This is a genomic window from Delftia sp. Cs1-4, from assembly GCF_000214395.1.
Classification (GTDB): Bacteria; Pseudomonadota; Gammaproteobacteria; order Burkholderiales; family Burkholderiaceae_C; genus Comamonas; species Comamonas acidovorans.
The window spans coordinates 3,182,779-3,208,984 of sequence record NC_015563.1 but is presented as its reverse complement, the minus strand read 5'-3'; the positions used below and the strand labels follow the sequence as shown (position 1 = coordinate 3,208,984).

Below are 26,206 nucleotides of genomic sequence, written 5' to 3'. Positions count from 1 at the left end.
ATGTGGTTCACGCGCGTCAGCCTGGCCAACCCTGTGTTCGCCACCATGCTCATGCTGGCTCTCATGGTGCTGGGTGTGTTTTCCTACCAGCGGCTCAAGGTGGACCAGTTCCCGAATGTGGACTTCCCCGTGGTCGTGGTCACGGTGGACTATCCGGGCGCCTCGCCCGAGATCGTGGAGTCCGAGGTCACCAAGAAGATCGAGGAAGGCGTCAACTCCATTGCCGGCATCAACGCGCTGACCTCGCGCAGCTATGAGAGCACCAGCGTCGTCATCATCGAATTCCAGTTGCATGTCGATGGCCGCCGCGCTGCCGAAGACGTGCGCGAGAAGGTGGCCTCGGTGCGTCCCACCCTGCGCGACGAGGTCAAGGAGCCGCGCGTGCTGCGCTTCGATCCGGCCAGCTCGCCCATCTGGTCCGTGGCCGTGCTGCCCCAGGCCGATGGCGGCGCCAAGGCGCCCGATGCCGTCGCGCTGACCAGCTGGGCCGACCAGGTCCTCAAGAAGCGGCTGGAGAACGTGCGCGGCGTGGGCGCCGTCAACCTGGTGGGCGCCACCCCGCGCGAGATCAACATCTACCTGCAGCCCGAGGCGCTGGAAGCCTATGCCATCACGCCCGACCAGATCGTGAACGCCGTGCGCAGCGAGAACCAGGACCTGCCGCTGGGCGCCATCCGCTCGCGCGAGCAGGAGCGCGTGGTGCAGATCGACGCACGCATGAAGCGCCCGCAGGACTTCGAGCGCATCATCGTCGCCCAGCGCGGCGGCGCGCCCGTGCGGCTGGGCCAGCTGGCCCGCGTGCAGGACGGCGCGGGCGAGTTGGAGACCGTGGCCCTGTACAACAGCAGCCGCACCCTGCTGCTGTCCGTGCAAAAGGCCCAGGACGAGAACACCATCGAAGTCGTGGACGGCCTGAACGCCACGCTGCGCGAGATCGCCGCCGAAGTGCCGGCCGGCGTGCGGCTGGAGCCGATTGCCGACAGCGCCCGCCCCATCCGCGTGGCCGTCAACAACGTGCGCCAGACGCTGATCGAGGGCGCGGCACTGACGGTGCTCATCGTCTTCCTGTTCCTGAACTCCTGGCGCTCCACGGTGATCACGGGGCTGACGCTGCCCATTGCGCTGATCGGCACCTTTTTGTTCATGTACTGGTTCGGCTTCTCGATCAACATGATCACGCTGATGGCGCTGTCGCTGTGCGTGGGCCTGCTGATCGACGACGCCATCGTGGTGCGCGAGAACATCGTGCGCCACGTGCAGATGGGCAAGGACGCGCATGCCGCCGCGCTCGACGGCACGCAGGAGATCGGCCTGGCCGTGCTGGCCACCACGCTGTCCATCGTGGCGGTGTTCCTGCCCATCGGCTTCATGGGCGGCATCATCGGCAAGTTCTTCCACGAATTCGGCATCACGATCGTGGCGGCCGTGATGATCTCCATGTTCGTGAGCTTCACGCTGGACCCCATGCTCTCCAGCGTCTGGCATGACCCGACCATCCACGCCCATGGCGACAAGCGCGGCAACAGCCTCTACGACCGCACGCTGGGACGGGTCACGGCCTGGTTCGAGCGCGCTACCGACTCGCTGTCCCACTTCTACCAGGACGTGCTGGGCTGGGCGCTGCGCCACAAGATCACCACGCTGGCGGCGGCGCTGGCCATCTTCGTGGCCAGCATCTTCCTGGTGCCGCTGCTGGGCACGGAATTCGTGCCCAAGGCCGATTTCTCGGAGACCACGGTGAGCTTCAACACGCCCGTGGGCTCGTCCATCGAGGCCACGGAGGCCAAGGCCCGCCAGGTCGATGCCATCATCCGCGCCCTGCCCGAGGTCCGCTACACGCTGGCCACCATCAACACCGGCACGGCCCAGGGCAAGATATACGCCAGCATCTACATCCGCCTGCTGGACCGCCACCTGCGCCAGCGCAGCGGCGATGAACTGTCGGGCGTGCTGCGCGAGCAGTTGCAAAGCGTGCCCGGCATCACCGTCACCCATGTGGGCCAGCGCGAGCCCGTGGGCGGGCAAAAACAGGTCGAATTCTCGCTGCAGGGCCCGGACCTGGGCGAGCTGGAGCGCCTGAACCGCGTGGTGATGGAACGCCTGCGCGGCATTCCCGGACTGGTGGACCTGGACAGCAGCCTCAAGCCCGACAAGCCCGTGATCGACATCACCGTGCGGCGCGATGCGGCCGCCGACCTGGGCCTGTCGGTAGGCTCCATGGCAACGGCTCTGCGCACCTGGGTGGCCGGCCAGACCGTGGGCAACTGGCGCGCCAGCGACGACCAGACCTATGACGTCAAGGTGCGCCTGGCGCCCGAGTCGCGCAGCACGCCCCAGGACCTGGAGCGGCTGCCCTTCGCCCTGCCCTCCACCTCGGGCGACGGCGGCATGCGCATCGTGCGGCTGAACCAGGTGGCAACCGTCACGCCCGCCACCGGCCCCAGCCAGATCAACCGCCGCGACATGACGCGCGAGGTCGCCTTCAGCGGCAACGTCTACCTGCGCTCCAGCGGCGAGGTCTCGGCCGACATCCGCAATGCCCTGGCCGACATCGCCCTGCCGCCCGGCTACCGCACACAGTTCAGCGGCGCCACCAAGAGCATGAACGAATCGTTCGGCTATGCGGTGTCTGCCCTGGCGCTGGCCATCATCTTCATCTACATGATCCTGGCCAGCCAGTTCAAGAGCTTCCTGCAGCCGCTGGCGCTGATGACCTCGCTGCCGCTGACGCTGATCGGCGTGGTGCTGGCGCTGATGATGTTCGGCTCGGCCCTGTCCATGTTCTCCATCATCGGCGTGGTCATGCTCATGGGACTGGTCACCAAGAACGCCATCTTGCTGGTGGACTTCGCCATCCGCGCGCGCGGGCCGCACAGCGACCCGGACACCGGCCAGATCCGCGACGGCCTGCCGCGCGAGCAGGCCCTGCTGCTGGCAGCACGCGTGCGGCTGCGCCCCATTCTGATGACCACGCTGGCCATGATCTTCGGCATGGTGCCGCTGGCCTTCGCACTCAGCGAAGGCTCCGAGCAGCGCGCGCCCATGGGCCAGTCGGTGATCGGCGGCGTGGTCACCTCGTCGCTGCTGACCCTGGTGGTCGTGCCCGTGGTCTATTGCTACCTTGACGACTTCTCCCAGTGGCTGCGGCGCCTGTGGAACGGCAACCGGCACGACGCGGCACCCGGCCAAGGCGCCGCCAGCGCCCCCACCCCGCCGCGAGACTCGTAGAATCAAAGGTTTGTCCTGACAAGTCTTTCTCCGGAGATACCCCATGAGCCTGCCCCTGAACAGCCTGCCCGAACACCACAGCGCCCAAGCGCACGCGCGCTACAACATGATCGAGCAACAGATCCGCCCCTGGAACGTGCTTGATGAAGAAGTGCTGGCACTGCTGGGCAAGGTGCACCGCGAGAATTTCGTGCCGCCCGAGCATGCCGGCCTGGCCTTCATGGACCTGGAAATCCCCCTGGTCGCCCCGGCCGAGGAAGCCGCCGCCAAGGGCTGGTGCATGCTGGCCCCGCGCATCGAGTCCCGCATGCTGCAGGACCTGAAGATCAAGCCCACCGACCGCGTGCTGGAAATCGGCGCCGGCTCGGGCTACATGGCCGCCCTGCTGGCCGCCCAGGCCAAGGAAGTCGTGACACTGGAGATCGTGCCCGAGCTGGCCGAGATGGCCCGCGAGAACCTGCTGGGCGCCGGCATCACCAATGCCGAGGTCAAGCTGGCCGATGGCGCCACGGCAGCGGCCGCTCTGGGCCAGTTCGACGCCATCGTGCTCAGCGGCTCGGTCGCCCAGGTGCCGCAGGCCCTGCTGGCCCAGCTCAACGACGGCGGCCGCCTGGCAGCCATCGTCGGCCAACTGCCCATGATGCGTTTCACGCTGGTGCAAAAGAACGGCCACCAGTTCGAAACCAGCCAGCCCTGGGACGTGGTGACCGCACGCCTGGCCAACTTCGAAGAGCCTTCGCGCTTCACGTTCTGAAATCCGCCACGGCGGCCGGGGTCCAGAGGATTTCGGCCGCTGCGGCAACTCCACTCCATTCCGCAAGGATCTTTCCGATGCTTCCCCAAGTGCCTCCCGCGCAACTCAACGATTGGCTGAACCAGCACTCCAGCGGCTCCGATGCCCTGCCCCTGGTGCTGGACGTGCGCGAGCCCTGGGAAGTGGCCCAGGCCAGCGTACGCCCCGAGGGCTTCGAGCTGCGCTGCATCCCCATGGGCGAGATTCCCTCGCGCCTGCAGGAACTCGATCCGGATCACCCCACAGCCTGCCTGTGCCATCACGGCGCACGCAGCATGCATGTCGCTGCCTTCCTGATGAACAACGGCTTCGAGACCGTGGCCAATATCAGCGGAGGCATCGATGCCTGGTCGCGCGAGCGCGACCCAGGCGTGCCGCGCTACTGAGCGGCAACACGCAAAAGAAACCCGGGACACGGCGGTACACCCGCCGTCCCCGGTGCTTCGTGACGACTGTGTTTTGATTCGAGGACCTCTATGCCCCTGCTTCGGCCCCTTGCCCCTGTCGCTTCCGCCCTGACCCGCCCATACGCCTGGCCCCTGCGCCACATGGCCTTGCTGCTGTGCGCGGCGGGCATGGGCTCGGCCCTGGCGCAAGCTCCTGCCCCAGCCGTCCTTGCGCCCGCCCCTGCGGCCCCGCAGTCTGCCCTGCCCTCTCTGACAGCGTCTGCGGCCACGGGCCAGAACCTGTCCGAACTGGTGGCCAAGGCCCGCGGCTACGACGCCCAGTGGCAGGCCCAGCAGGCCGACGCCCAGGCGGCCGCCAGCCGCGCCGAGCAGGCACGCTCGGGCCTGTTGCCCAGCGTGGGTCTGCAGGCCGGTGCCAACACCTCGCATGTGGAAGTCAGCGTGCTGCCGGGGAGCTTTCGCTCGCCCCAGCAGAACCTGCAGCTCAGCGCCCAGCAGCCGCTGTACCGCCCGGCCAACAAGATCGCCTACGACCAGGGCCAGCGCGGCGTGGACGTGGCGCGCGCCCAGTTGGACAGCGGCGAGCAGAACCTGCTGGTGCGCGTGGCCCAGGCCTACTTCGATGTCCTCGGCGCCCAGGACAGCCTGGCCGTGGTCAAGGCACAGAAGGCCGCCATTGCACAGCAGCTGGAATTCGCCAAGCGCAACTTCGAGGTCGGCACGGCCACCATCACCGACTCGCGCGAAGCCCAGGCCCGGTTCGATCTGGCCGGCGCGCAGGAAATCGCCGCCGAGAACGATCTGCGCGTCAAGCGCCTGGTGCTGGACCAGATCGTTGGCGCCGTGGGCACCGTGCCCCGCCCCCTGGCCCAGCCGCTGCAGTTGCCGGCCCTGATGCCCGCCGATGCCCAGGCCTGGGTGGACACCGCACTGCAAGGCCAGCCCCAGTTGCGCCAGGCCCGCCTGGCGCTGGACATCGCCCAGCTGGAAACGAAGAAAGCCGAGGCCGGTCACAAGCCTACCGTGGACCTGCAGGCCGGCTACGTGGTCAACCGCTATCCCAATGGCTCGGTCACACCGCAGATCGGCACCAGCTACCGCACCAATGCCGCCAGCGTGGGCGTGGTCATGAACCTGCCCCTGTTCGCCGGCTTTGCCGTGCAAAACCGCATCAAGGAAACCCTGGCGCTGGAAGACAAGGCGCGGGCACAGCTGGACGACGCCCAGCGCAACGTGGAGCAGAGCACGCGCACGGCCTTCTTCGGCGTGCAGTCGGGCCAGGCCCAGGTCAAGGCGCTGGAGGCCGCGCTGGCGTCCAGCCAAAGCGCGCTGGACGCCAACAAGCTCGGCTACGAGGTCGGCGTGCGCATCAACATCGACGTGCTCAACGCGCAAAGCCAGCTCTACCAGACCCAGCGCGACCTGGCCCTGGCGCGCTACCAGGTGCTGCTGGGCCAGCTCAAGCTGCGCCAGGCCGCCGGCACGCTCAGCGACGACGACCTGCGCGCCATCGATGCGCTGTCGCTCCGCGCGCCAGCCCCTTGAATCCCTGAAGCGCCCGCACGGCCGGCAGTACCCCGGGCTGATGCCCGGCCGCCGCAGGCCGCGCGCCTGGCGCCGCAGTCCTGTGCTCTGGGAAAGCCGAGGCACGCAAACCCGCCACGACCAGCATCCAGGCAGCCAGCGCGCACAGCACCGCCAGACGGCTCGGCAAGGAACAGCGGGAGAGTCTTGGCATGCGCGCCTTGCCTTCGTGGGAGTTGTCGAGCGGGCCACTGTGGCAAACCAGCCTGAAGACCTGCCCCGGCTTTCCTGAAGGGATGCTGAAGCGCATCGTCCCCGCCTTGACCGATACTCGCGGCAGCCCTCCCGCAGGCGCCGGTCCGCGGCATGGGAGCGGCACAGGAAACACACGATGAGACTGCTGCTGGTGGAGGACGATCTGGATCTGGGCAATGGCGTGCGCATCGCATTGGGCGATCACGCCATGGACGTGGTCTGGGTGCGCCGCCTGTCCGACGCGCTGCGCACGCTGGAGCAGCAAAGCTTCGAGATGGTGCTGCTGGACCTGGGCCTGCCCGATGGCGACGGCATCAGCCTGCTCACGCGCCTGCGCCGCGAATGGCGCCGCCTGCCCGTGCTGATCCTGAGCGCACGCGACAGCCTGCACGACCGGCTGCACGGCCTGGACAGCGGCGCCGATGACTATCTGGTCAAGCCCTTTGCCCTGGCCGAACTGGTGTCACGCGTGCGCGCCCTGGCACGCCGCAGCTATGGGCAGGGCGACGGCACGCTGCATCTGCGCGGCCTGTCGCTGCACGAGCCCACGCGCCGTGTCAGCGTTGCAGGCCAGAACGTCGAGCTGTCCCGCTGCGAATTCGACCTGCTGGCCCTGCTGCTGCGGCGCATGGACCGCGTGGTCACGCGCAGCGGCATCGAGGAGGAAGTCATCCCGGGTGGCAGCGCCAACGGCAGCAATGCGCTGGAGGTCCATGTCTCCAACCTGCGCCGCAAGATCGGGCCGGGCTTCATACGCACGGTGCGCGGCATTGGCTATGTCATCGACTCGCAGCCGATGGCCCCCCTGTCCTGACCATGACATCGCACACCCTGCAGGGGCACCAGGCCAGCCCGAGATGGCGCCGCTGGCTGCGGCCCACACTGGGCCGGCGGATGCTGCTGGCCCAGATGGGCGTGCTCACCGCGATCTGGACCGCGTTGCTGGTGGCAGCCATCTACATGGCCCACTTCCACAATGAATTGCTGGTCAGCAAGCCTGTCTACGAACTTGTCATGGCAGTGGCCGAGGACCTGGCCGACCTTCCGGACCGCCAGCAGCACAGCCTGGCCGCGCTGGACACGGCCCTGCGCCATGAGTACGGCGACGGAGACGACGACATCCGCTTCACGCCCACGCTGCTGGTCTGGCAGCGCGGCCAGCTCCTGTACCGCTCGCCCACGCCGGCACCCACCCTGCGCAACCGCGTGCTGGACACGGTCGAGGACATAGATTTCGAAGGGCAGACCTGGCGCATGAGCACGCTGCGCTCGGCCTCGGGCCAGACCGAAGTCACGCTGATGCTGCCGTCCTTCAAGGAACTGCTGATCACCCTCAACACCCGCAGCTATTACCTGCTGCCGCTGCTGATCAGCCTCCCCTTCCTGGCCTTTCCGGCCTGGTGGTCGGTGCGCGCGGCGCTGCGCCCGCTGCGCCGCGTGGGCGACGAGCTGGCCACACGCGGCCCCGACGACCTCAGCGCGCTCATCTATGCGCCGCCACACGCCGAGCTGCGGCCGCTGGTGCAGGACATCAACGCCCTGCTGGCACGCGTGCGCTCCAGCAGCGAGCGCGAGCGCAACCTCATCGCCGATGCAGCCCACGAACTGCGCACTCCGCTGGCAGCCATGCACGTCAACGTCGAGGCCCTGCTGCGCCTTGGCAGCGAACCGCGCCAGCAGGAACTCATGGACAGTCTGCTGCGCAGCAACCAGCGCGCCAGCCGCATGGTGGCCCAGCTGCTGCAACTCATGCGCAGCGAGACCGAAGCGCCCGGCATGGCCATGCAGCCGCTGCGCCTGGACCTGCTGCTGGAAGACCGGCTCGCCGCACTCGACGCCCTGGCCTGCCGCCGCCCGGTGGAACTGGCCCTGGAAGCCAGCGAGCCACTGAGCGTGATGGGCGAACGCGAAGGCCTGGTCTCGCTGATCGACAACCTCGTGGACAACGCCATCAAATACAGCCCCGCGCACGCCACCATCAGCGTGCGCCTGCAGCGCCAGGGCGACCGGGCCGTGCTCCAGGTGCGCGACCGTGGCCCGGGCATTGCCGAGGCCTGGCGCCAGCGCGTCTTCGACCGCTTCTTCCGCGTGCCCGACCAGAGCCAGAGCGGCAGCGGCCTGGGCCTGGCCATCGCCAGGACCGTGACCGAGCGGCACGGCGGCAGCATCGAGCTGCTCAGTGCGGAGGATGGAGGGCTGCTGGCGAGTGTGAGCCTGCCGGTGCTGCAGGAAGGATAGGGCCCTTGATGCGTGCATGGGCCCAGGATTGCAGAGCCAACAGTCCAGGAACTAGACTGGGCCCGTAACCCGTGAGCGAAGGAGCGCAATCATGAAATCCTGGCCTGTGCAAGATGCCCAAGACCACTTCAACGAGCTTCTCGAAGCCTGCCTGACCGATGGCCCGCAAGTGTTGACCCGGCGTGGCGCAGACACTGCCGTGCTCGTTCCGATGCAAGAGTGGCGCCGCCTGCATCCCGCTGCCGAAGCTGCTTCGCTCAAGGAACTGCTGCTCTCGGAAGTGGGCCGCGCAGACCTGCTGATCCCGCCGCGCGGCCCGGCACACCGCAGGCCCATCGAACCCGCCAACTGAGTGCGCCAGAAATGTATTTGCTGGACACCAACATCATTTCAGAGCTGCGGCGCCCCAGGCCCCACGGAGCCGTCCTGGCCTGGCTTCAATCCCTGCCTGAGCCGGAGCTCCATCTGTCCGCGGTCAGCCTGGGCGAAATCCAGGCGGGCATAGAGCTGACCCGGCAACAGGATGCTGAGAAGGCCCAGGAAATCGAACGCTGGGCAGATCTGGTCTCCACCTCCTACAACGTGCTGCCGATGGATGCCGAGACCTTCCGCATCTGGGCCCGGCTGATGCACGGGCGCTCCGATGCGCTGTATGAGGACGCAATGATTGCAGCCACGGCCATCCGCCACAGGCTGGTCGTGGCCACACGCAACATTCGCGACTTCGCGGATTTTGGCGTGGCGCTTGTCAACCCCTTTGAGTCGCCCTTTCGCTGAACGGGCAAAAGCCCTTTTGCTGCGCAGTCTTGCCTGCCCGCCCCCTGGCACAGGACGATCAGGCGAGCGACTGCAACAGCCCGGCCACCGCCTGCGCCGTGGCCTGTGCGGCCCCGCGGTGTTGGTCCAGGAAGCCGCGCGCCTGGGCCACGGCATGGGCGTGGGACTGGCGGTCCCCGGCCAGGTCCACGGCCAGGCGCAGTCCATGTGCCATGTCGGGCGCCCGCAGCGCGGCGCCGGCTTCGCAGGCCAGGTCCGAGGCTTCGCTGAAGTTGAAGGTATGCGGCCCCAGCACCACGGGGCAGTCGCAGGCCAGGGCCTCGATGAGGTTCTGGCCGCCCAGCGGCGCAAAGCTGCCGCCCATGAGCGTGGCGTCGGCCAGGCCGTAGTACAGGGCCATCTCGCCCAACGAATCACCGAGCCAGATGTCGATGTCATCCGCCGCAGCCCCGCAGGGCGGGCCACCCACCCACTGGCTGCGGCGCGAGACATGCAGGCCGCCGCCAGCCAGCAGCGCCGCCACTTCGTCAAAGCGCTGCGGATGGCGCGGCACGACCAGCCATTGCACGGCCCGGCCTGCCGGCCCCAGCGTGCGCAGGGCGGACAGCAGCATGGCCTCCTCGCCCTCGCGGCTGCTGGCCAGCAGCACCACAGGGCGGGACAGGCCGGACTTCCATTGCCCGGCGCGCTCCAGCAGCGCAGCGTCCGGACGCGCATCGAATTTCAGGTTGCCGAGCACGCCGCGCACGGGCGCACCCAGCAGGCGCAGGCGCTGCGCATCGGCCTCGGTCTGCGCCCAGGCGGCGGCCAGGGCGGCATAGGTGGGCCGCGCCAGCGGCGCCACGCGCAGCGCCTGGCCCAGTGATTTGTCGCTGAGCCGCGCGTTGGCCAGCGCCAGCGGCACGCCCTCTTCGCGGCAGATGGCGACCAGGTTGGGCCAGACCTCGGTTTCCATGAGCACGCCGACTGCAGGCCTGAATTGCTGCACGAAGCGGCGCACGGCCACTGGCGTATCCCAGGGCTGCCAGACCTGCAGGTCGCCGGGCTGCAGCAGTCGGCGGCCTTCGGTGCGGCCCGTGGCCGTGCCATGGGTCAGCAGCAGGCGCATACCGGGCAGGCGCTCGCGCAGCGCGGTCAGCAAGATGGCGGCAGCGCGCGTCTCACCCAGCGATACGGCATGGATCCAGATCCACCGGCCGCGTCCGTCCTGCCCCAGCGTGGCCGGCTGGTAGCGGCCAAAGCGCTCGGGAATGTGCTCGGCATAGACGGGCTCGGCCTCGGCGCGGCGCAGCAGCTTGCGGCGCAGCAGCGGCTGCGCCGCCCAGGTCACGACGCTATACAGCGCGCGCGCCCAGGACGTGGGAGAGCGTGAAGTCATCGCCTGGCGCGCAAATCAGTGCGCGGCGCCGCCAACCTGCGCGCCGGGCTTGACGCGCTCCAGCAGCGCCAGCATCTGCGCCTCGATGCGCGACAGCGCCTCCTGGGTCTGGCCCTCGAAGCGCAGCACCAGCACGGGCGTGGTGTTGCTGGCGCGGATCAGGCCGAAGCCGTCGGCCCAGTCCACGCGCAGGCCGTCGATGGTGCTGACCTGGGCCGGTGCAGCAAAGGTCTCGGCGGCCAGGGCCTGCAGTTCGGCGGCCAGGCGATGGGGCTCGCCCTCGGCGCAGGCCACGTTCAGTTCAGGGGTGGAAAAGCTGGTGGGCAGCGCGTTGAGCAAGGCGCTGGGGTCGGCCTCGCGGCTGACGATCTCCAGCAGGCGGCAGCCCGCGTAGGTGCCGTCATCGAAGCCATACCAGCGCTCCTTGAAGAAGATGTGGCCGCTCATCTCTCCACCCAGCGGCGCGTCCAGTTCCTTCATGCGGGCCTTGACCAGGGAGTGCCCGGTCTTGAACATCACGGGCTCGCCCCCGGCCTCGCGGATGGCGGGCGCCAGGCGCTGCGTGCATTTCACGTCGTAGACGATGCTGCCGCCCGGCACGCGCGAGAGCACGTCCTTGGCGAACAGCATCATCTGGCGGTCGGGGAAGATGTTCTGGCCGTCCTTGGTGACGATGCCCAGGCGGTCGCCATCACCGTCGAAGGCCAGGCCCAGCTCGGCGTCCGAGGTGCGCAGCGCCTCGATCACGTCGCGCAGGTTCTCGGGCTTGCTGGGGTCGGGATGGTGGTTGGGGAATTCACCGTCCACTTCGGAGAACAGCTCGATCACCTCGCAGCCCAGGGCGCGGAAGATGCCGGGCGCCGAGGCCCCGGCCACGCCGTTGCCGCAGTCCACCACGATCTTGATGGGGCGCGCCAGCTTCACGTCACCCACGATGCGCGCCTGGTAGTCGGCCTGCACATCGGCGCGGCGCACGCTGCCGGTGCCCGTGATCGTCCAGTCATCGCTCTCGACACGGCGGCGCAGGGCCTGGATTTCCTCGCCGTAGATGGCGCGGCCGGCCAGCACCATCTTGAAGCCGTTGTAGTCCTTGGGGTTGTGGCTGCCCGTGACCTGGATGCCAGAGCGCGCCAGTGTGCTGGCCGCGTAGTACAGCATGGGCGTGGTGGCCAGGCCGATGTCGATCACCTCGATGCCGACCTCGGTCAGGCCGGCGATCAGCGCCGCGGACAGCGAAGGTCCCGACAGGCGGCCATCGCGTCCCACGGCCACCACGGTCTCGCCGGCCGCCAGGGCCGCCATGCCGAAGGCGCGGCCCACGCCAAGCGCGACCTCCTCGTTGAGCGTGGACGGCACGATGCCGCGGATGTCATAGGCTTTGAAGATGGAAGATGCGACCTGCACGTCGAAAACGCTTTCTCGTCGGTTGAAAACAGGGCGCCGCAGCCTGGGGACCTGGCCCGGCTGCGGCCCAAGGCGCGATTGTAGGCGCGGCAGGCTTGTAGGCGCGGCAGGCAGGGGCGCCGGCGCACATCACCCCGGCTGCAAGCGGTTGCGGCGCGCGCCCTGCCTCACAGCTGCTGCTGCACCTGGGCCAGCGCAGCCGGGTCTTCCATGGTGCTGAGGTCGCCCGGGTCGCGCCCCTCGGCCACGGCCTGCATGGCGCGGCGCAGCAGCTTGCCGCTGCGCGTCTTGGGCAGCGCACTGACGAAGACCACGCGCGAGGGCCGGGCCACGGCGCCCAGCCGCGCATCGACCAGCTTCATCACATCGGCCTCCAGCGCCGCGCGCTCGGCCTCGCCTTCCAGCGCCGTGCGCGGCACGGCAAAGGCCAGCGCCACCTGGCCCTTGAGCGCATCGGCCACGCCGACCACGGCGACTTCGGCCACCTGGGGATGGGCGGAGATGCATTCCTCGATCTCGCGCGTGCCAAGGCGGTGGCCGGCCACGTTGATCACGTCGTCCGTGCGGCCCAGGATGAAGAAGTAGCCGTCCTCGTCGCGTATGCCCCAGTCGAAGGTGCTGTAGATCATGCGGCCCGGAATGCTCTTCCAGTAGGTGTTGATGAAGCGCTGGTCGTCACGCCAGACGGTCTGCATGCAGCCCGGCGGCAGCGGTCCCTCGATGGCCAGCACGCCCTTTTGCCCGGCACCGAGCAGTTCCTCGCCCGTGGCCTCGTCGATCAGTTTCACGTCATAGCCATAGACGGCCTTGCCGGGACTGCCGAAGCGCGTGGTCTGCTGCTCCACGCCGTTGCACAGCGTGAGGATGGGCCAGCCGGTCTCGGTCTGCCAGTAGTTGTCGATGATGGGTTTTCCCAGGGCCTGGCTGATCCACTGCGCCGTGGGCTCGTCCAGCGGCTCGCCGGCCAGCCACAGCGCCTTGAGGCTGGAGATATCGTGGCGGTGCAGGTACTCGGCATCGTGCTTCTTGAGCACGCGGATGGCCGTGGGCGCCGAGAACATGTGGGTGACCCGGTACTTCTCCACGATGCTCCACCAGATGCCTGCGTCGGGGCGTATGGGCAGGCCCTCGTAGAGCACGGTGGCCATGCCTGCGATCAGCGGCGCATAGATGATGTAGCTGTGGCCCACGACCCAGCCGATGTCGCTGGTGCAGAAAAAAGTCTGCCCTGCCTCGGCCCCGAAGATCAGCGGCATGCTGGCGGCCAGCGCCACCGTGTAGCCGCCTGTATCGCGCTGCACGCCCTTGGGGCGCCCCGTGGTGCCGCTGGTGTAGAGCGTGTAGCTGGGGTCGGTGGATTCCACCCAGGTGCAGGCGACCTGGGCGTCGGCGTGCAGCGCACGCAGGCTGGCCCAGTCGTGGTCACGACCGGCGCGCATGGGCGCAGGCGCCAGGCCACGGTCCACGATGAGCACGGCCGCTGGCTTGTGGCTGGCCAGCTGCAGGGCCTCGTCCAGCAAGGGCTTGTAGGCCACGACGCGCCCGCCGCGAGAACCCGCGTCGGCACTGATGATGACCTTGGGCTCGGCATCGTCGATGCGCGAGGCCAGCGCCGCCGAGGCAAAGCCGCCGAACACCACCGAATGGATGGCACCCAGCCGCGCGCAGGCCAGCATGGCAAAGGCCGCCTCGGCAATCATGGGCATGTAGATCTGGACGCGGTCGCCCTTTTGCACGCCCAGCGACTGCAGCACGGCGGCCATGCGCTGCACCTCGGCATGCAGTTCGCGGTAGGTGTAGACCTTTTCCGTGCCGGTCTCGGTGGAGATGGCGATCAGCGCGTTCTGGTCGGCGCGCTCGGCCAGGTGCCGGTCCACGGCGTTGTGGCAGAGATTGGTCTGCCCCCCGACAAACCACCTTGCAAACGGCGGATTGTCGTAGTCGCAGATGCGCTGGGGCGGCACATGCCAGTCGATGCGGCGGGCCTGCTCGGCCCAGAAGGCATCGCGCTCCTCGATGGAGCGGCGGTGGAAATCGTCGAAACGCGGGGCCATTGTCTGTCTCCTGTCGTTGTCATGGATTGGCGGCTTCTGAATTCATAATTATTCATAATGCGCTTGCCAAAAGCTGACAACTCCGCGCTGCGCGGGCAGACAGGCCCCTTCAAACTCAGAAGCTGTAGCGCAGGCCGACCGAGATCTCGCTGGAACTCAGCTTGGCGCGCATCTGCTCATCCTGCAGGCCACGGACATTGGTGAAGTTGTTGGCGCCGCTGTGGGTCTTGCCCATGCCCACATAGCGGTAGCCCAGGTCGATGCTGACCTTTTGAATCGGCGAGTAGCTGACGCCAAAGCCCAGCGCATAGGCCAGATTGTTCTGGGAATCGCTGAAGTACTGGCGATTCGGATTGCCTTGCCAGCCGCTGGACTGCAGGTGGGCCAGGCCCAGGCCCGCCGTGCCGTACACGGAGAACTGCGCGTTCAGGGGGAAATCCTTGTACGCATTGATCATCAGGCGCTGAGAACGGATGCTGTGGTGATTGAAGCTCGTGGGAAAGCGCGTGGAGCCGCTGGTGAATTCGTTGCTCCTGGGCAGGGTGTATTCGGCTTCCAGGCGCCAGTCCGACGGGAGCTGATAGCCCAGGGCCAGAGAGCCGCCTGTAGCGCGGCGGCTGTCGTCACCAGGCACGAACTGTCCCAGGCCGGGGCGGGCGCTGGAGTCCATGTCGTGGGCCTTGTAGTTGGCGGAGTTGATACGGACGGCGCCATAGAAATTGTCGGCAGCCAAAGCGCTGCCCGAGGCGGTCAGGATCAGGGCGGTGAAGGTCAGAACGTGCTTCATACAGTCTCTCTTGGGGGAATGCCGCCACTGTAGAAAAACGCCCTGCCCGCGCCTATTCGGCCGGCTACGCACGCAGCTCCGTAGAACTACGCGGTGCGGCGACGGCCCGCCTCCCAAGAAGAGGCCGGTCACCATGAAAAAAGGCGCTCCAAAGAGCGCCCCAAGACGGCGGACCCAGGAACCCGTGCCTTACTTGACCAGAGCGAGCAAATCCTTGAAGGCCGGATGCTCGCAGCTGCGCAGCCACTCGAAGGCCACCATCTCCGTGGTCACCAGCTCGGCACCTGCGCCGGCCAGGCGGTCGAAGGCGGCATCGCGGTTGCGCTCGGTGCGCGAGCTGCAGGCGTCGGTGACGACCCAGACATCGAACTCATCTTCCAGCAGCTCCAGCGCCGTCTGCAGCAGGCAGACATGGGCTTCACAGCCGGCAATCACCACCATGCTGCGCTCGGGCGCCTGCTGCTGGGGCTTTTGCAGGTGCTTGGGCAGGCTGCGTGCATTGCCGCCCTGGGGCCGTGCAGGAGGACGCAGCCACTCGCCCAGGCCCTCGGCCACGGCGCTGAAATGCATCTTGGACAGGGTCCGGTCGCACAGCGCGCGCAGTTCGGCGTCGTTGGCGCCCAGGCGCGAGGGGTTCTGCTCGGTACCGAAGACCGGCACGTCCACCAGCTGCGCCAGGCGCGCCAGCTTCACGGCATTGGCCAGAACTGCCGGTCCCTCGAAGATGGCCGGCATCAGGCGCTCCTGGTAATCGACGAGTACGAGCTGGGAGTCGGTGGCTTCAAGCAGCATGGCGGATCTTTCTTGGGAATATGGGGCGGCGCGGGCCGCCCTTCTTATAGAGGACAAAAGGGAAAGCTTTCCATTGTCGCAGCTTGCGTGCGCTCCCTGCCGCGCAGCCCGGATTCCTGAGGTAACTCAAAAACCCAGGCTTTCGGGGGTCTTATCGAATTTGTCCTACGTTTTTGCGTGGTAATCTCGCGCCCCATGTCCCGATGGCTTATTGCACTCCTGTTTGTCAGCGTCACGGCACACGCGGCTCCGCCCGAAATGCGTGACGACGATATGAACCAGCTGCTGGTCAACCGCAGCCTCATCTCGCAGCTGCGCGAAGCCCGCCACCACATGGCGGAACGCACTTCCGACTTCGTCAAGGAAGCACGACAAAGCGTCGCCGAAAAGACCTCCGATCTGGTCGTGACCGCCATGGGCTTCATCGGCGTTCCCTACCGCCGCGGCGGCAACAGTGCCGAGACCGGCTTCGACTGCAGCGGCTTCGTCCGCGCCATCTACTCCGAAACCCTGGGCAAGGTCCTGCCGCGCCGCGCTGACCAGCAGGCACAGGCCACGGAGAAAATCGACAAGAACGAACTCAAGCCCGGTGATCTGGTGTTCTTCAACACCATGCGCCGCACCTTCAGCCATGTCGGCATCTATGTCGGCGACGGCAACTTCATCCATGCACCGCGCACCGGTGCGCAGGTTCGCGTGGAAAGCATGCAAAGCGCGTACTGGGCCCGCCGCTTCGATGGAGCCCGCCGCGTGCAGGACGCCGACGGCCTGGGCCTTGACGCCAGCAAGGCCGCTCTGGCCCTGCAGATGCAGGCAAGCCAGCTGCAGTGATCGCAGCGTCTTTTGCGCCAATCCACAAACGCCTGCACATGCAGGCGTTTTGTTTTTCAGGGCCCTGCCCTGGCTTCGTCCCAGGTTGAGATGCTGTCCGACAGGGCCACCCGGTGCCGGGCCCTAGAGTCGCGGCATGGAAGCTTCAGTTCGGAGAAAAGCATGATGTCCTTGATTGGTACCCTCATCGTTGGCCTGGTCGTTGGCTTGCTAGCGCGGGCACTCAAACCCGGCGATGACAGCCTTGGCTGGATCATGACCATCCTGCTCGGCGTGGCAGGATCGTTTCTTGCCAGCTACGTCGGTGTCGCCATGGGCTGGTACGAGGCCGGGCAGCCCGCAGGGTGGATCGCCTCCATCGTGGGCGCCATCGTCATCCTCTTCATCTACAGTCTGGTGCGCAGCAAGAGCGCACGCTGACCACCCTGCGCGCCAGCCGCATCCGCCGGCTGGCGCATTCTCTTGATCGACATCTGCCCCGTCTTCACTGGCACGCATGATCTTTCGCACATCGGACAAAACCCCTCCCCCTCCACCACCGCGCCAAGATGTGGCGCAAGCGGCCGAGAGCGCGCGCAAGTTGCTGCACCGGCGTGCACTGGTCGGCGCAGCAGCCAGCAGCCTGCCCATTCCGGGCCTGGACTGGCTGGTGGATGCGGCACTGCTGGCGCGGCTGCTGCCGCGCATCAACCGCGAATTCGGCCTCACGCCCGAACAGTTGGACAAGCTGGAACCCGGCAAGCGCGAGCAGGTGCAAAAGGCCGTGGCCATGGTGGGCTCGGTGCTGATCGGCAAGCTGATCACGCGCGACATGGTGGTGCGCCTGGCGCGCGCGGCCGGCATGCGCATGACGGCCACGCAGGCCGCCAAGTACGTGCCGCTGGCAGGCCAGGCCGCAGCGGCAGCGCTGGGCTATGCCACGCTGCGCTATCTGGGCGAGCGCCATATCCAGGACTGCATTCGTGTGGTCGAGCACGCAGAACTCGACATTCCCTCGCGGCTGGATCGCACGGCGCGCAAGGTCGAGCAGACAGGTCAGCAATTGGAAACGGCCGACAAGGCTGGCAAGGCCGACAGGACCGACAAGGACGGGCTCGAGGCCGAGCCCGCCCCCGAGCCTTCCGGCAAGCGCCCGCGCTTCTGGCGCCAGCCCGATCGCGGCCCCTGGGGCCGCTCCCAGTAGACGGCTATCAGCCCAGGTCCGACGCCTGGTGGCGCTCGGGCACCTGGGTGGCTTCATCTCCCCAGGTACGATTCACGCGGCGGCCGCGCAGCACGGCCGGCCTTTGGGCAATCTCCCTGGCCCAGCGCATGACATGCGTGTATTCATGGGCTGACAGGAACTCGGCCGCGCCATACACCTCGTTGAGCACCAGGGCCCCATACCAGGGCCAGATGGCGATATCGGCAATGCTGTAGTTGGCCCCTGCAATGAACGGGTGCAGGGCCAGCTGGCGATCGAGCACATCGAGCTGGCGCTTGGTCTCCATGGTGAAGCGGTTGATGGGGTACTCGAACTTCTCGGGCGCATAGGCATAGAAATGCCCGAAACCGCCGCCAAGGTAGGGTGCCGAACCCATCTGCCAGAACAGCCAGTTCAGCGTCTCGGTGCGCGCAGCGGGCTCGGCAGGCAGCAGCGCACCAAACTTCTCGGCCAGGTACAGCAGGATGGAGCCTGACTCGAACACGCGCACCGGCGGCTCGACGCTGCGATCCACCAGCGCCGGGATCTTGGAATTGGGATTGACCTCGACAAAGCCGCTGGAGAACTGGTCGCCTTCACCGATGCGGATCAGCCACGCGTCGTATTCCGCGCCGGCATGGCCCAGCGCCAGCAGCTCCTCCAGCATGATGGTGACCTTCACGCCGTTGGGCGTGGCCAGCGAATACAGCTGCAGCGGCTGCTGCCCCACCGGCAATGCCTTGTCATGGGTGGGACCGGCGACCGGGCGGTTGATGTTGGCAAAGGTACCGCCCGAAGGCGCTGGCTGCCATACGGCGGGCGGGACATAGGTGGAGCTGTCGGTCATGCAGGGTTCCTGTGGTTCGCGGGCTGGGGAGAGGTGCCCGGCTGAAGGCGATTGTCCCGTCACCGGCGCGCTCTTGCCGGCGTGCGCGGAACGCCGCCACGGCGCCCGGGGATTTGCCACAATCGTGGCATGACTGCCGCCCCCACCTCCGCCCGCCAGTTCTGGCTCATGAAGAACGAGCCCGACGAATTCTCCATAGACCACGCGCTGGCCGCACCGCAGGCCACCATCGCCTGGGACGGTGTGCGCAACTACCAGGCGCGCAACTTCATGCGCGATGCCATGCAGGTGGGCGATGGGGTGCTGTATTGGCACTCCAGTTGCGCCGAGCCCGGCATCTACGGCATCGCCCGCATTGCAGGCAACCTGCGCGTCGATGCCTCGCAGTTCGACCCGCGCAGTCCCTACTACGACCCCAAGTCCTCGCCCGACAAGCCACGCTGGCTCACGCTGGACGTGCAGGCGCTGCGCAAGACACGCACGCTGCAGATCGCCGAGCTGCGCAAGCATCCCGAGCTAGCCGGCATGCGTGTACTGCAAAAGGGCAACCGCCTGTCGATCACGCCGGTCACGCCCGAGGAATGGGCCTTCATCGAAGGCCTGCTCCAACCCGCCTGAGCTGCTGACCCGCCCGCTGCGGGCTGCTTTCTTACAAGCAAGAAGCTTCTCTCCTGCACGCCGGACCTGCACCGGCCGCTATGCTTTTGGGCATTTGCGAACCTGGATTTCGCATGCTGGAGGGAGAATCTTCGTGCGTTGGCGAAAAGCAAAAGCAAAAACACCCCCTGGAACACCCAAGAGCGGCATGGCCGCTGCGCCCGGCCGCCTGCGTCTGGCGCTGCGCGACGCCATCGCCGCCTCCCTGGGTGCGATGCTGGCCTGGGAGCTGTCCCACTACCTGCTCGGCCACCCCAAACCCGTCTTTGCCGCCGTCACCGCCCTGGTCTGCCTGGCGCCCGGCCTGCCCAGCCACCTCAAGCAGACCTGGGGCCTGGTGCTGGGCTGCGCCATCGGCATCATCGTCGGCGAACTGGCCTGGCTGCTGCCCGACACCATTCCGCTGCTGCGGCTGAGTCTGGCCTCGCTGGTCGCCCTGTCTCTGGCCGCCATGCTCGGGCAGCCGCCGGTCGTCCCGATACAGGCGGGCGTCTCCGTCGTGCTGGTGCTGAGCATGGGGCCGAGCGCCGCGGGCGAGACGCGGCTGGTTGACGTACTGGTGGGCGCCGGTGTCGGCCTGATGTTCAGCCAGGTGATCTTCACGGCCAATCCGCTGCGCGCCGTATCGCGCTCGGCAAGCGCCTTGCTGGGCCAGCTGGCCGAGGGGCTGGAAGCCACCCTGCGCGCCACCGCCACCCACGACACGCCCGATGCCACCGTCGCGCTGGGCCAGCTCACGCGCAGCAGCGATGCGCTGAGCGCACTGCGCGCAGCCATGGTGGAGGCGCAAAGCGCCAGCCGCTGGTCCCTGCGCGGCCGCCTGGGTGGCGCGGGGCTGCAGACCATCACCGGGCGCTATGACCGCCACGCCGTGCGCCTGTATGCCAGCGCACTGCTGCTGGGCGAAAGCCTGGTGCGCGGCATGTCGCATGACAGTGGCCTCATGCCGCGCGCCATCGTCCTGCACTGCGAATGGCTGGTCGATGCCTGCCGCCAGCTGTCCGCCAACGGCAACGTGGTGGCCCTGCAGCCCGATGACGCCCTGGCCGAACTGGCCGCCTCCGCACCCCAGGCCCCAGCCCAGCCGGTGCCCCAGGCCTGGCTGCCCGCACTGGACCATGCGCAGCAGATGGAAGAGGCCCTGAAGGCGTTGATAGGCTCGCGCGACGCGTGATTCAGACTGCAGCGCGCCCGCGCGGTGCTGCACCCGCACCACTGATGCGCCCGATCGCGCCGGCCAGCCACCAGCCGATGGCGCACATGGCCGCCGTCACCACCCAGGTCCACTGCCATCCGCCCGCCTGCACGGCCACGGCCGCCACCAGAGGCGGGCCTGCAAACTGCCCCACGCTGGACCATTGCTGCATGAAACCCACCGTGGTCGATACCGTGGACTCATCGGGGGCCAGCCGCACCGCCATGGAAAACAGCGTGCCCGGAATCAGCCCGCCCGCCGCCGAAAACAACACCACCGCCACAAAGCGCAGCCACAACGGCGCCAGCGGTTGCCCCTGCCATTGCAGATAGGCCAGCAGCGCACACGCCGCCATGCAGCCAAAGCCCAGACGCAAGGCGCGCGTGGCGCTCCAGCCGCCTTGGAGCAAACGGCCCGAGGCCACATTGCCCACCATGTTGGCCAGCGCCACCACGGCCGTCAGCGTGCCCGACAATGCGGCGCCCAGGCCAGCCTCGGCATAGACCGTGGGGAGAAAGCCGATGACGGCCATCCACTGCCCTGAATAAACGGCAAAGGCCACAGCCACGCACCAGGGTCCGGGGCTGCGCAGGGTCAACGCCAGGCGAGGACGCCAGCCGCCGCCCGCCACCGACGCGCCAAGGGGCACCGGCCTGTCTGCCGGCACGCCACACCAGACGGCGACCCATGCGAGTGCCGAAATCAGCCCCAACAGCAACCACCATGCGGGCCAGGATGCCCAGGCCATCACCCACGGCCCCAGCAGCAAGCCGATGGCACTGCCCAACGGCATATAGGTGCCCCACCAGCCCATGCGCGCGCTCAGATCACTTGGCGCCACGCAGCGCCGGATCAGACCCGGCCCCGGCATGGCCACCAGCAAAAAGCCCAGCCCCTCCACGGCACGCAAGGCCAGCAGCGCTGCAAACCCCGTAGCGGTGGCGCCCAGGGCGCTGGCACCCGCCATCAGCAGCAGGCCTGCCAGCATGCTGCGCCGCAGCCCCCAGCGGTCTGCACCCAGACCCACCACCAGGCCCAGCACCATGCCGGCCACCTGCACGGTGGAAAGCAGAAAGCCGGCCTGCAGCAGGGACAGGCCCAATTGCTGCTGCAGCACCGGCACAGCCGGCGGCAGCTTGCCTACATGCAGAGCCGCGCTGACGCCGGCCGCCACGACGATCCATGAGGGATGCACCCCCTGCTTCGTTGTTTTCACTGGATGCTGTCTCCCGGGGGCGCATGCCATGCGCCCTGTCGCTGATGTGTGAAGTATCGAAAGCATAGGCCAAGCGGCGCCTGCAAACAGCACTCTTCTTACCCGCCGACCCGTCTGTATGGAGGCACACTGAAGGCCTGGATCAACCCCCGAGGCCTTGCGCATGCGCTCATCACTAGATTTCAGCTCCTGGTCTTCGCTGCTGTCCACGGTGTTGGGCCTGCTGCTGGTCACCTGCCTGATGATGGGCATTCGCCTGCTGTTCATGCAGACCGTGCAAAAGCGGCGCGAGCGTGAGAACCGCCAGATCAATGAACGCCTGAAGTCGCTTATCGCCGCCTACAAGACGCTGGGCGGCTCCTTCACGGGCACGCTGCATGTGAATCCCCTGCACCTGCGCGATCTGCGCAGGCCCGCCGCCGACGACGCCGATGCACCACCGGCTTTTGGCAGCGAGCGCCAACGGCGCATTCGCGATGCGGTCGAAGCCGCGCTGTCCGATGTCATCTTGCTCGGGACGCAAGACCAGGTGCGCATGGCCGCCCAGGCGGCCCAGGACATGGTGGCAGGCCAGCCTGTCGAGACTGCGGCACTCGTCACTTCGCTGCGCGCTTTCATCCGCGAAGCGCTGGATCTGGAGCCGATCCCCGACAGCCTGCGCGTTCCCAACCAGGGCCCCACGCGTCCGGGCGGCACGGCGGGCGGGGCGCGCAAAGGTGGCGCGGAATCCGGCGCTTCGAGCAAGGGCGGTGGCGGCGCAGGAATGGGCGCCGCAGGCATGGGCGGCCTGGGCATGGGAGCAGGCCTTGGCGTCGGCGTTCACCATGGAGACGATGGCACGCCCCCACCATGAACACCTGCCGCGCCGGGTCGAACCGCAAGCCACTGGGACGCCGGCCCGCTTGCCGGGCGAACCTGACACTCGCCAGAAACAGCCAAGCCTGCGAGGTACCAGATGGCACCCCGCAGGCCTCGCATGCCGGGCAGCAGCCGCCTGCCTGCCCGTCCTCCCCCACCAATTCCTGTCAGACCATCACCACATCACAGCCGCAGCTTGGCCGTTGCCAGCAGCAAACCAAACCCCACCAACATGCCGCCAAAGGCCCTGTCTATCCAATGCCGCACGGCCAGCAGCCGTGCACGCACCCGCTGGGCCGAAAAGCACAGCGCCACGATGCAGAACCACGCCACATGGGCCAGCGAGATGAATCCGCCATATGCCAGCTGCGTGGCCAGCGGCGTGTCCTGTCCCACGATCTGCAGGAACAGGCTGACCACGAACACCGTGGTCTTGGGATTGAGCGCATTCGTCAGAAAGCCCGTGCGCAGTGCCGCCATGTCGGAGAGCGCGGCCACGGGCTGGCTGGGCAAATCGCCCTCCGGGCGGCTGCGCAGCATGGTCACGCCCAGATAGATCAGATAGGCTGCACCCAGCAGCTTGACCACGTCGAACAACCAGGTGGACTGCTGCATGAGCAGTCCGACCCCGAGCAAGGTATAGCCGACATGGACCAGCACCCCCAGGCCAATGCCCAGCGCCGTGAGCAGGCCCGCGCGGCGCGAGCGCAGCAGGCTGTTGCGTGTGACCATGGCGAAATCCGCCCCTGGGCTGATGACGGCCAGCAAGGTAATGGTGACTACAGCTATCCATTCGGTCATCGGTTATCCATTCGATTCAATGCAACGCGCCTGATAGTATTGGCCTTCCATGAAAATAGATAACGATGTTTTCTGACACAGTTGGTGAACTCAACTCACACACCCCGAGCAAGCGGCTGCCGTCGCTGCAGGCCTTGCGTTGCTTCGAAGCGGCCGCCCGGCGGGAGAATTTCAGCAAGGCGGCAGAAGAGTTGCACCTGACCCATGGCGCCATCAGCCGGGCCGTGCGCCTGCTGGAGGACGATCTGGGCGTGACCCTGTTTGACCGCCGCAGCCGCCGCGTCTTCCTGACCGATGCGGGCCGCCACCTGGCCCAGGCCGTGCACGAAGGCCTGGAGCGCATGCGCCAGGCCACGCAGGAGTTGCGCTCGCGCGCGCAGCAGGCGCGCCGCTGGGTGCTGTCCTGCGAGCCCACCTTGCTCATGCGCTGGCTGATCCCGCGCTGGCCCCAGTTCCAGGAACAGCACCCGGAGTTGCAGCTGCACCTGATGGCGGGCGGCGGGCCTTTCTCTTTCGCGGACGGCATCGATCTGGCCATACGACGCGATGACTTCTCTCCGCCAGCGGGCTGTCATGCGGAGACCCTGTTTGCCGAGCGCATAGGCCCGGTCTGCCGACCCGAGCGGCTGGCGCAGTGGTGCACGCGCTCCGACGAGGGGCATGCCACCGGGCTGCGTCCGGAGGCGCCCTTGCTGCAAAGCCGCACCCGCCCGGGGGCCTGGTCCACCTGGGCAGAGCACAGCGGCCAGCCGCCGCCGTCCGGATCCCAGCTGCAGTTCGACCATTTCTATTTCAGCCTGCAGGCCGCCGTGGCAGGCATGGGACTGGCCATCGGACCCTGGCAACTGGTGCGCGACGACGTCGCCAACGGCGTGCTGGCAGCGCCCATGGGCTTTGTCGAGGACGGTTCGCGCTACTGCCTGCTGTCCCCCGCTCCGCCCACGCCAGATGGCGTGCACGACCAATTGCTGCAGTGGCTTCGCGCCCAGGCCTGAACAGGTCTGCCCCCTTTGCCGTGCCTGTGTCTGGAACGGTGTCCGGGCTGATGTCTGTGTCCTTATCTGCGTCTCCCAAAGCAGAAAGGCAGCCGAAGCTGCCTTTCTGTCCTTGCCAGGCCGGAAAGCCCGGCCTTGCGCTTACTTGCGCTGCGGCGGCAGGTCCGTGCAGGAGCCGTGCGCCACCTCGGCCGCCATGCCCAGGCTTTCGCCCAGCGTGGGGTGGGGGTGGATGGTCTTGCCGATGTCCACGGCGTCGGCACCCATTTCGATGGCCAGCGCAATCTCGCCGATCATGTCGCCCGCATGCGTGCCGACGATGCCGCCACCCAGGATGCGGCCATGGCCGTGCGCCTCGGGGCTGTCATCGAACAGCAGCTTGGTGACGCCTTCGTCGCGGCCATTGGCAATGGCGCGGCCCGAAGCCGTCCAGGGGAAGACACCCTTCTTGACCTTGATGCCCTGGGCCTTAGCCTGGTCCTCGGTCAGGCCCACCCACGCCACTTCCGGGTCGGTGTAGGCCACGCTGGGGATCACGCGGGCGTTGAAGGCGCTGGCAGCCAGCTCCTTGTTGCCCTGCAGTTCACCGGCGATGACTTCGGCGGCCACATGGGCCTCGTGCACGGCCTTGTGCGCCAGCATGGGCTGGCCCACCACGTCGCCGATGGCGAAGATGTGGGGCACATTGGTGCGCATCTGGATATCGACTTCGATGAAGCCGCGGTCCGTGACGGCCACGCCGGCCTTCTCGGCAGCGATCTTCTTGCCGTTGGGCGTGCGGCCCACGGCCTGCAGCACCAGGTCGTAGACCTGGGGCTCGGGCACGGTGACGCCGTCCTTGGCAGGCGCAAAGCTGACCTTGATGCCTTCGGGCGTGGCTTCGGCACCCACGGTCTTGGTGTTGACCATGATGTTGTCGAAGCGCGGCGCGTTCATCTTCTGCCAGACCTTGACCAGGTCACGGTCGGCGCCCTGCATGAGGCCGTCCATCATCTCCACCACGTCCAGGCGCGCGCCCAGCGTGGAGTAGACGGTGCCCATTTCCAGGCCGATGATGCCGCCGCCCAGGATCAGCATGCGTTTGGGCACGCTGGCCAGGTCCAGCGCGCCGGTGGAGTCCACCACGCGCGGGTCCTTGGGCATGAAGGGCAGGTGCACGGCCTGGCTGCCGGCGGCAATGATGGCGCGCTTGAACTGCACGATCTTCTTGCTGCCGGTCTTTTCCTGGCCGTCGCCCGTGGTCTCTTCCACCTCAAGGTGGTTGGCGCCGACGAAATTGCCGTAGCCGCGCACCACGGTGACCTTGCGCATCTTGGCCATCTGGCCCAGACCGCCGGTCAGCTTGCCGATGACCTTGTCCTTGTGCCCGCGCAGCTGGTCGATGTTGACCTCGGGCGCGCCGAACTTGACGCCCGCCACTTCCAGGTGCTTGACCTCGTCCACCACGGCGGCCACGTGCAGCAGCGCCTTGGACGGGATGCAGCCCACGTTCAGGCAGACGCCGCCCAGGCTCTTGTAGCGCTCGACGATGACCACATTCAGGCCCAGATCGGCCGCACGGAAGGCTGCCGAGTAGCCGCCAGGACCGCCGCCGAGCACGACCACGTCGCAGTCGTAATCGGCCGCGCCACCGGCATAGCTGGCTGCGGTCGGAGCGGGAGCCGATGCTGCGGGCGCTGCAGCGGCGGGCGCCGGAGCCGCCGCTGCAGGGGCCGGTGCTGCCGCCTGGGGTGCGGCGGCCGCTTCGCCAGCGGCCTCCAGCGTCAGGATCAGGCCGCCTTCGGCGATCTTGTCGCCGATCTTGACCTTGAGTTCCTTGACCACGCCGGCATGGCTGGAGGGGATCTCCATGGAGGCCTTGTCGGACTCCACGGTGATCAGGGACTGGTCCTTGGCGACGGTGTCACCGGGCTGGACCAGCAGTTCGATCACGCCCACTTCGGCGAAGTCGCCGATGTCGGGCACCTTGATGTCGATGATTGCCAT

24 protein-coding genes are annotated in these 26,206 nt (G+C 67.6%); 15 read left to right on the top strand and 9 right to left on the bottom strand.

Translation table 11 applies throughout. The annotated features are described in order from the left end of the window. From DELCS14_RS14230 to DELCS14_RS14195, 8 genes are all read left to right on the top strand, one after another. Window positions 1–3,228, top strand: a complete 3,228-nt coding sequence (locus DELCS14_RS14230) for an efflux RND transporter permease subunit (RefSeq protein WP_013802242.1) — start codon at window positions 1–3, stop codon at window positions 3,226–3,228. Window positions 3,229–3,271: 43 nt separating this feature from the next. After that, window positions 3,272–3,982 (top strand): protein-L-isoaspartate O-methyltransferase, encoded by a 711-nt coding sequence (locus DELCS14_RS14225; RefSeq protein WP_012205781.1) that lies wholly within the window; start codon window positions 3,272–3,274, stop codon window positions 3,980–3,982. A 77-nt stretch (window positions 3,983–4,059) separates the two neighbouring features. Beyond that, entirely contained in the window at window positions 4,060–4,407 is a 348-nt protein-coding gene (locus DELCS14_RS14220; protein ID WP_012205782.1) for a rhodanese-like domain-containing protein, read from the top strand. A gap of 90 nt (window positions 4,408–4,497) precedes the next feature. Next, the gene (locus tag DELCS14_RS14215) at window positions 4,498–5,973 is read left to right on the top strand and encodes a TolC family outer membrane protein (protein ID WP_013802241.1); all 1,476 of its coding nucleotides are present in this window, start codon (window positions 4,498–4,500) and stop codon (window positions 5,971–5,973) included. Window positions 5,974–6,343: 370 nt separating this feature from the next. Beyond that, on the top strand, window positions 6,344–7,021 hold the full coding sequence (locus DELCS14_RS14210) for a response regulator (RefSeq protein WP_013802240.1): 678 nt from the start codon (window positions 6,344–6,346) through the stop codon (window positions 7,019–7,021). Window positions 7,022–7,023: 2 nt separating this feature from the next. Next, on the top strand, window positions 7,024–8,445 hold the full coding sequence (locus DELCS14_RS14205) for an ATP-binding protein (protein WP_013802239.1): 1,422 nt from the start codon (window positions 7,024–7,026) through the stop codon (window positions 8,443–8,445). Between the two features lie 91 nt (window positions 8,446–8,536). Continuing rightward, window positions 8,537–8,797 carry a type II toxin-antitoxin system Phd/YefM family antitoxin gene (locus tag DELCS14_RS14200; protein WP_013802238.1) on the top strand — a complete coding sequence of 87 codons (261 nt, stop codon included), beginning with the start codon at window positions 8,537–8,539 and terminating at the stop codon, window positions 8,795–8,797. An 11-nt stretch (window positions 8,798–8,808) separates the two neighbouring features. Then, window positions 8,809–9,222: a type II toxin-antitoxin system VapC family toxin gene (locus DELCS14_RS14195; protein WP_013802237.1), complete on the top strand. Its 414-nt coding sequence runs from the start codon at window positions 8,809–8,811 to the stop codon at window positions 9,220–9,222. Window positions 9,223–9,280: 58 nt separating this feature from the next. Here DELCS14_RS14195 and DELCS14_RS14190 read toward each other — a convergent pair whose 3' ends face one another. The 5 genes from DELCS14_RS14190 to DELCS14_RS14170 form a co-directional block, all read right to left on the bottom strand. After that, entirely contained in the window at window positions 9,281–10,600 is a 1,320-nt protein-coding gene (locus DELCS14_RS14190; protein WP_013802236.1) for a 3-deoxy-D-manno-octulosonic acid transferase, read from the bottom strand. Window positions 10,601–10,615: 15 nt separating this feature from the next. Next, a complete protein-coding gene (locus tag DELCS14_RS14185; RefSeq protein WP_013802235.1) occupies window positions 10,616–12,004 on the bottom strand; it encodes a phosphomannomutase/phosphoglucomutase in 1,389 nt (462 codons plus the stop codon). Window positions 12,005–12,171: 167 nt separating this feature from the next. Further along, window positions 12,172–14,058 carry a propionate--CoA ligase gene (locus DELCS14_RS14180; protein ID WP_013802234.1) on the bottom strand — a complete coding sequence of 629 codons (1,887 nt, stop codon included), beginning with the start codon at window positions 14,056–14,058 and terminating at the stop codon, window positions 12,172–12,174. A gap of 115 nt (window positions 14,059–14,173) precedes the next feature. Then, the gene (locus DELCS14_RS14175; protein WP_013802233.1) at window positions 14,174–14,845 is read right to left on the bottom strand and encodes an outer membrane protein; all 672 of its coding nucleotides are present in this window, start codon (window positions 14,843–14,845) and stop codon (window positions 14,174–14,176) included. Between the two features lie 189 nt (window positions 14,846–15,034). Next, window positions 15,035–15,637 carry an isochorismatase family protein gene (locus DELCS14_RS14170; protein WP_012205792.1) on the bottom strand — a complete coding sequence of 201 codons (603 nt, stop codon included), beginning with the start codon at window positions 15,635–15,637 and terminating at the stop codon, window positions 15,035–15,037. Between the two features lie 195 nt (window positions 15,638–15,832). Here DELCS14_RS14170 and DELCS14_RS14165 point away from each other — a divergent pair, with 195 nt between their 5' ends. The 3 genes from DELCS14_RS14165 (at window position 15,833) to DELCS14_RS14155 (ending at window position 17,651) form a co-directional block, all read left to right on the top strand. Then, window positions 15,833–16,468, top strand: coding sequence for a C40 family peptidase (locus tag DELCS14_RS14165; protein WP_012205793.1), 636 nt, complete (start codon window positions 15,833–15,835; stop codon window positions 16,466–16,468). A 162-nt stretch (window positions 16,469–16,630) separates the two neighbouring features. Next, window positions 16,631–16,888: a GlsB/YeaQ/YmgE family stress response membrane protein gene (locus DELCS14_RS14160; RefSeq protein WP_012205794.1), complete on the top strand. Its 258-nt coding sequence runs from the start codon at window positions 16,631–16,633 to the stop codon at window positions 16,886–16,888. Window positions 16,889–17,018: 130 nt separating this feature from the next. Then, window positions 17,019–17,651, top strand: coding sequence for a hypothetical protein (locus DELCS14_RS14155; RefSeq protein ID WP_228676888.1), 633 nt, complete (start codon window positions 17,019–17,021; stop codon window positions 17,649–17,651). A 7-nt stretch (window positions 17,652–17,658) separates the two neighbouring features. Here the strand turns inward: DELCS14_RS14155 and yghU are convergent, their stop codons facing one another. After that, on the bottom strand, window positions 17,659–18,498 hold the full coding sequence (yghU, locus tag DELCS14_RS14150) for a glutathione-dependent disulfide-bond oxidoreductase (protein ID WP_013802231.1): 840 nt from the start codon (window positions 18,496–18,498) through the stop codon (window positions 17,659–17,661). A 129-nt stretch (window positions 18,499–18,627) separates the two neighbouring features. Between yghU and DELCS14_RS14145 the strand changes: the two genes are divergently transcribed. Then, window positions 18,628–19,116 (top strand): EVE domain-containing protein, encoded by a 489-nt coding sequence (locus DELCS14_RS14145; protein WP_013802230.1) that lies wholly within the window; start codon window positions 18,628–18,630, stop codon window positions 19,114–19,116. Between the two features lie 187 nt (window positions 19,117–19,303). Beyond that, complete coding sequence (locus tag DELCS14_RS14140) at window positions 19,304–20,329, top strand: FUSC family protein (RefSeq protein WP_013802229.1); 1,026 nt, start codon at window positions 19,304–19,306, stop codon at window positions 20,327–20,329. 1 nt (window position 20,330) lies between these two features. Here DELCS14_RS14140 and DELCS14_RS14135 read toward each other — a convergent pair whose 3' ends face one another. Then, a complete protein-coding gene (locus DELCS14_RS14135) occupies window positions 20,331–21,566 on the bottom strand; it encodes an MFS transporter (RefSeq protein ID WP_043796121.1) in 1,236 nt (411 codons plus the stop codon). Between the two features lie 163 nt (window positions 21,567–21,729). Between DELCS14_RS14135 and DELCS14_RS14130 the strand changes: the two genes are divergently transcribed. Next, window positions 21,730–22,419, top strand: a complete 690-nt coding sequence (locus tag DELCS14_RS14130; RefSeq protein WP_013802227.1) for a hypothetical protein — start codon at window positions 21,730–21,732, stop codon at window positions 22,417–22,419. A gap of 188 nt (window positions 22,420–22,607) precedes the next feature. Here the strand turns inward: DELCS14_RS14130 and DELCS14_RS14125 are convergent, their stop codons facing one another. Then, entirely contained in the window at window positions 22,608–23,225 is a 618-nt protein-coding gene (locus DELCS14_RS14125) for a LysE family translocator (RefSeq protein ID WP_013802226.1), read from the bottom strand. A 65-nt stretch (window positions 23,226–23,290) separates the two neighbouring features. Here DELCS14_RS14125 and DELCS14_RS14120 point away from each other — a divergent pair, with 65 nt between their 5' ends. After that, a complete protein-coding gene (locus DELCS14_RS14120; RefSeq protein WP_013802225.1) occupies window positions 23,291–24,220 on the top strand; it encodes a LysR family transcriptional regulator in 930 nt (309 codons plus the stop codon). Between the two features lie 141 nt (window positions 24,221–24,361). Here DELCS14_RS14120 and lpdA read toward each other — a convergent pair whose 3' ends face one another. Further along, entirely contained in the window at window positions 24,362–26,206 is a 1,845-nt protein-coding gene (gene lpdA, locus DELCS14_RS14115; protein ID WP_013802224.1) for a dihydrolipoyl dehydrogenase, read from the bottom strand.

What these genes read in the sequence shown, in the direction of transcription:
- DELCS14_RS14230 (WP_013802242.1), top strand. Translation starts at nt 1, where the DNA reads ATGTGGTTCACGCGCGTCAGCCTGGCCAACCCTGTGTTCGCCACCATG.
- DELCS14_RS14225 (WP_012205781.1), top strand. Translation starts at nt 3,272, where the DNA reads ATGAGCCTGCCCCTGAACAGCCTGCCCGAACACCACAGCGCCCAAGCG.
- DELCS14_RS14220 (WP_012205782.1), top strand. Translation starts at nt 4,060, where the DNA reads ATGCTTCCCCAAGTGCCTCCCGCGCAACTCAACGATTGGCTGAACCAG.
- DELCS14_RS14215 (WP_013802241.1), top strand. Translation starts at nt 4,498, where the DNA reads ATGCCCCTGCTTCGGCCCCTTGCCCCTGTCGCTTCCGCCCTGACCCGC.
- DELCS14_RS14210 (WP_013802240.1), top strand. Translation starts at nt 6,344, where the DNA reads ATGAGACTGCTGCTGGTGGAGGACGATCTGGATCTGGGCAATGGCGTG.
- DELCS14_RS14205 (WP_013802239.1), top strand. Translation starts at nt 7,024, where the DNA reads ATGACATCGCACACCCTGCAGGGGCACCAGGCCAGCCCGAGATGGCGC.
- DELCS14_RS14200 (WP_013802238.1), top strand. Translation starts at nt 8,537, where the DNA reads ATGAAATCCTGGCCTGTGCAAGATGCCCAAGACCACTTCAACGAGCTT.
- DELCS14_RS14195 (WP_013802237.1), top strand. Translation starts at nt 8,809, where the DNA reads ATGTATTTGCTGGACACCAACATCATTTCAGAGCTGCGGCGCCCCAGG.
- DELCS14_RS14190 (WP_013802236.1), bottom strand. Translation starts at nt 10,600, where the DNA reads ATGACTTCACGCTCTCCCACGTCCTGGGCGCGCGCGCTGTATAGCGTC.
- DELCS14_RS14180 (WP_013802234.1), bottom strand. Translation starts at nt 14,058, where the DNA reads ATGGCCCCGCGTTTCGACGATTTCCACCGCCGCTCCATCGAGGAGCGC.
- DELCS14_RS14175 (WP_013802233.1), bottom strand. Translation starts at nt 14,845, where the DNA reads ATGAAGCACGTTCTGACCTTCACCGCCCTGATCCTGACCGCCTCGGGC.
- DELCS14_RS14170 (WP_012205792.1), bottom strand. Translation starts at nt 15,637, where the DNA reads ATGCTGCTTGAAGCCACCGACTCCCAGCTCGTACTCGTCGATTACCAG.
- DELCS14_RS14165 (WP_012205793.1), top strand. Translation starts at nt 15,833, where the DNA reads ATGTCCCGATGGCTTATTGCACTCCTGTTTGTCAGCGTCACGGCACAC.
- DELCS14_RS14160 (WP_012205794.1), top strand. Translation starts at nt 16,631, where the DNA reads ATGATGTCCTTGATTGGTACCCTCATCGTTGGCCTGGTCGTTGGCTTG.
- yghU (WP_013802231.1), bottom strand. Translation starts at nt 18,498, where the DNA reads ATGACCGACAGCTCCACCTATGTCCCGCCCGCCGTATGGCAGCCAGCG.
- DELCS14_RS14145 (WP_013802230.1), top strand. Translation starts at nt 18,628, where the DNA reads ATGACTGCCGCCCCCACCTCCGCCCGCCAGTTCTGGCTCATGAAGAAC.
- DELCS14_RS14140 (WP_013802229.1), top strand. Translation starts at nt 19,304, where the DNA reads ATGGCCGCTGCGCCCGGCCGCCTGCGTCTGGCGCTGCGCGACGCCATC.
- DELCS14_RS14130 (WP_013802227.1), top strand. Translation starts at nt 21,730, where the DNA reads ATGCGCTCATCACTAGATTTCAGCTCCTGGTCTTCGCTGCTGTCCACG.
- DELCS14_RS14125 (WP_013802226.1), bottom strand. Translation starts at nt 23,225, where the DNA reads ATGACCGAATGGATAGCTGTAGTCACCATTACCTTGCTGGCCGTCATC.
- DELCS14_RS14120 (WP_013802225.1), top strand. Translation starts at nt 23,291, where the DNA reads ATGTTTTCTGACACAGTTGGTGAACTCAACTCACACACCCCGAGCAAG.
- lpdA (WP_013802224.1), bottom strand. Translation starts at nt 26,206, where the DNA reads ATGGCAATCATCGACATCAAGGTGCCCGACATCGGCGACTTCGCCGAA.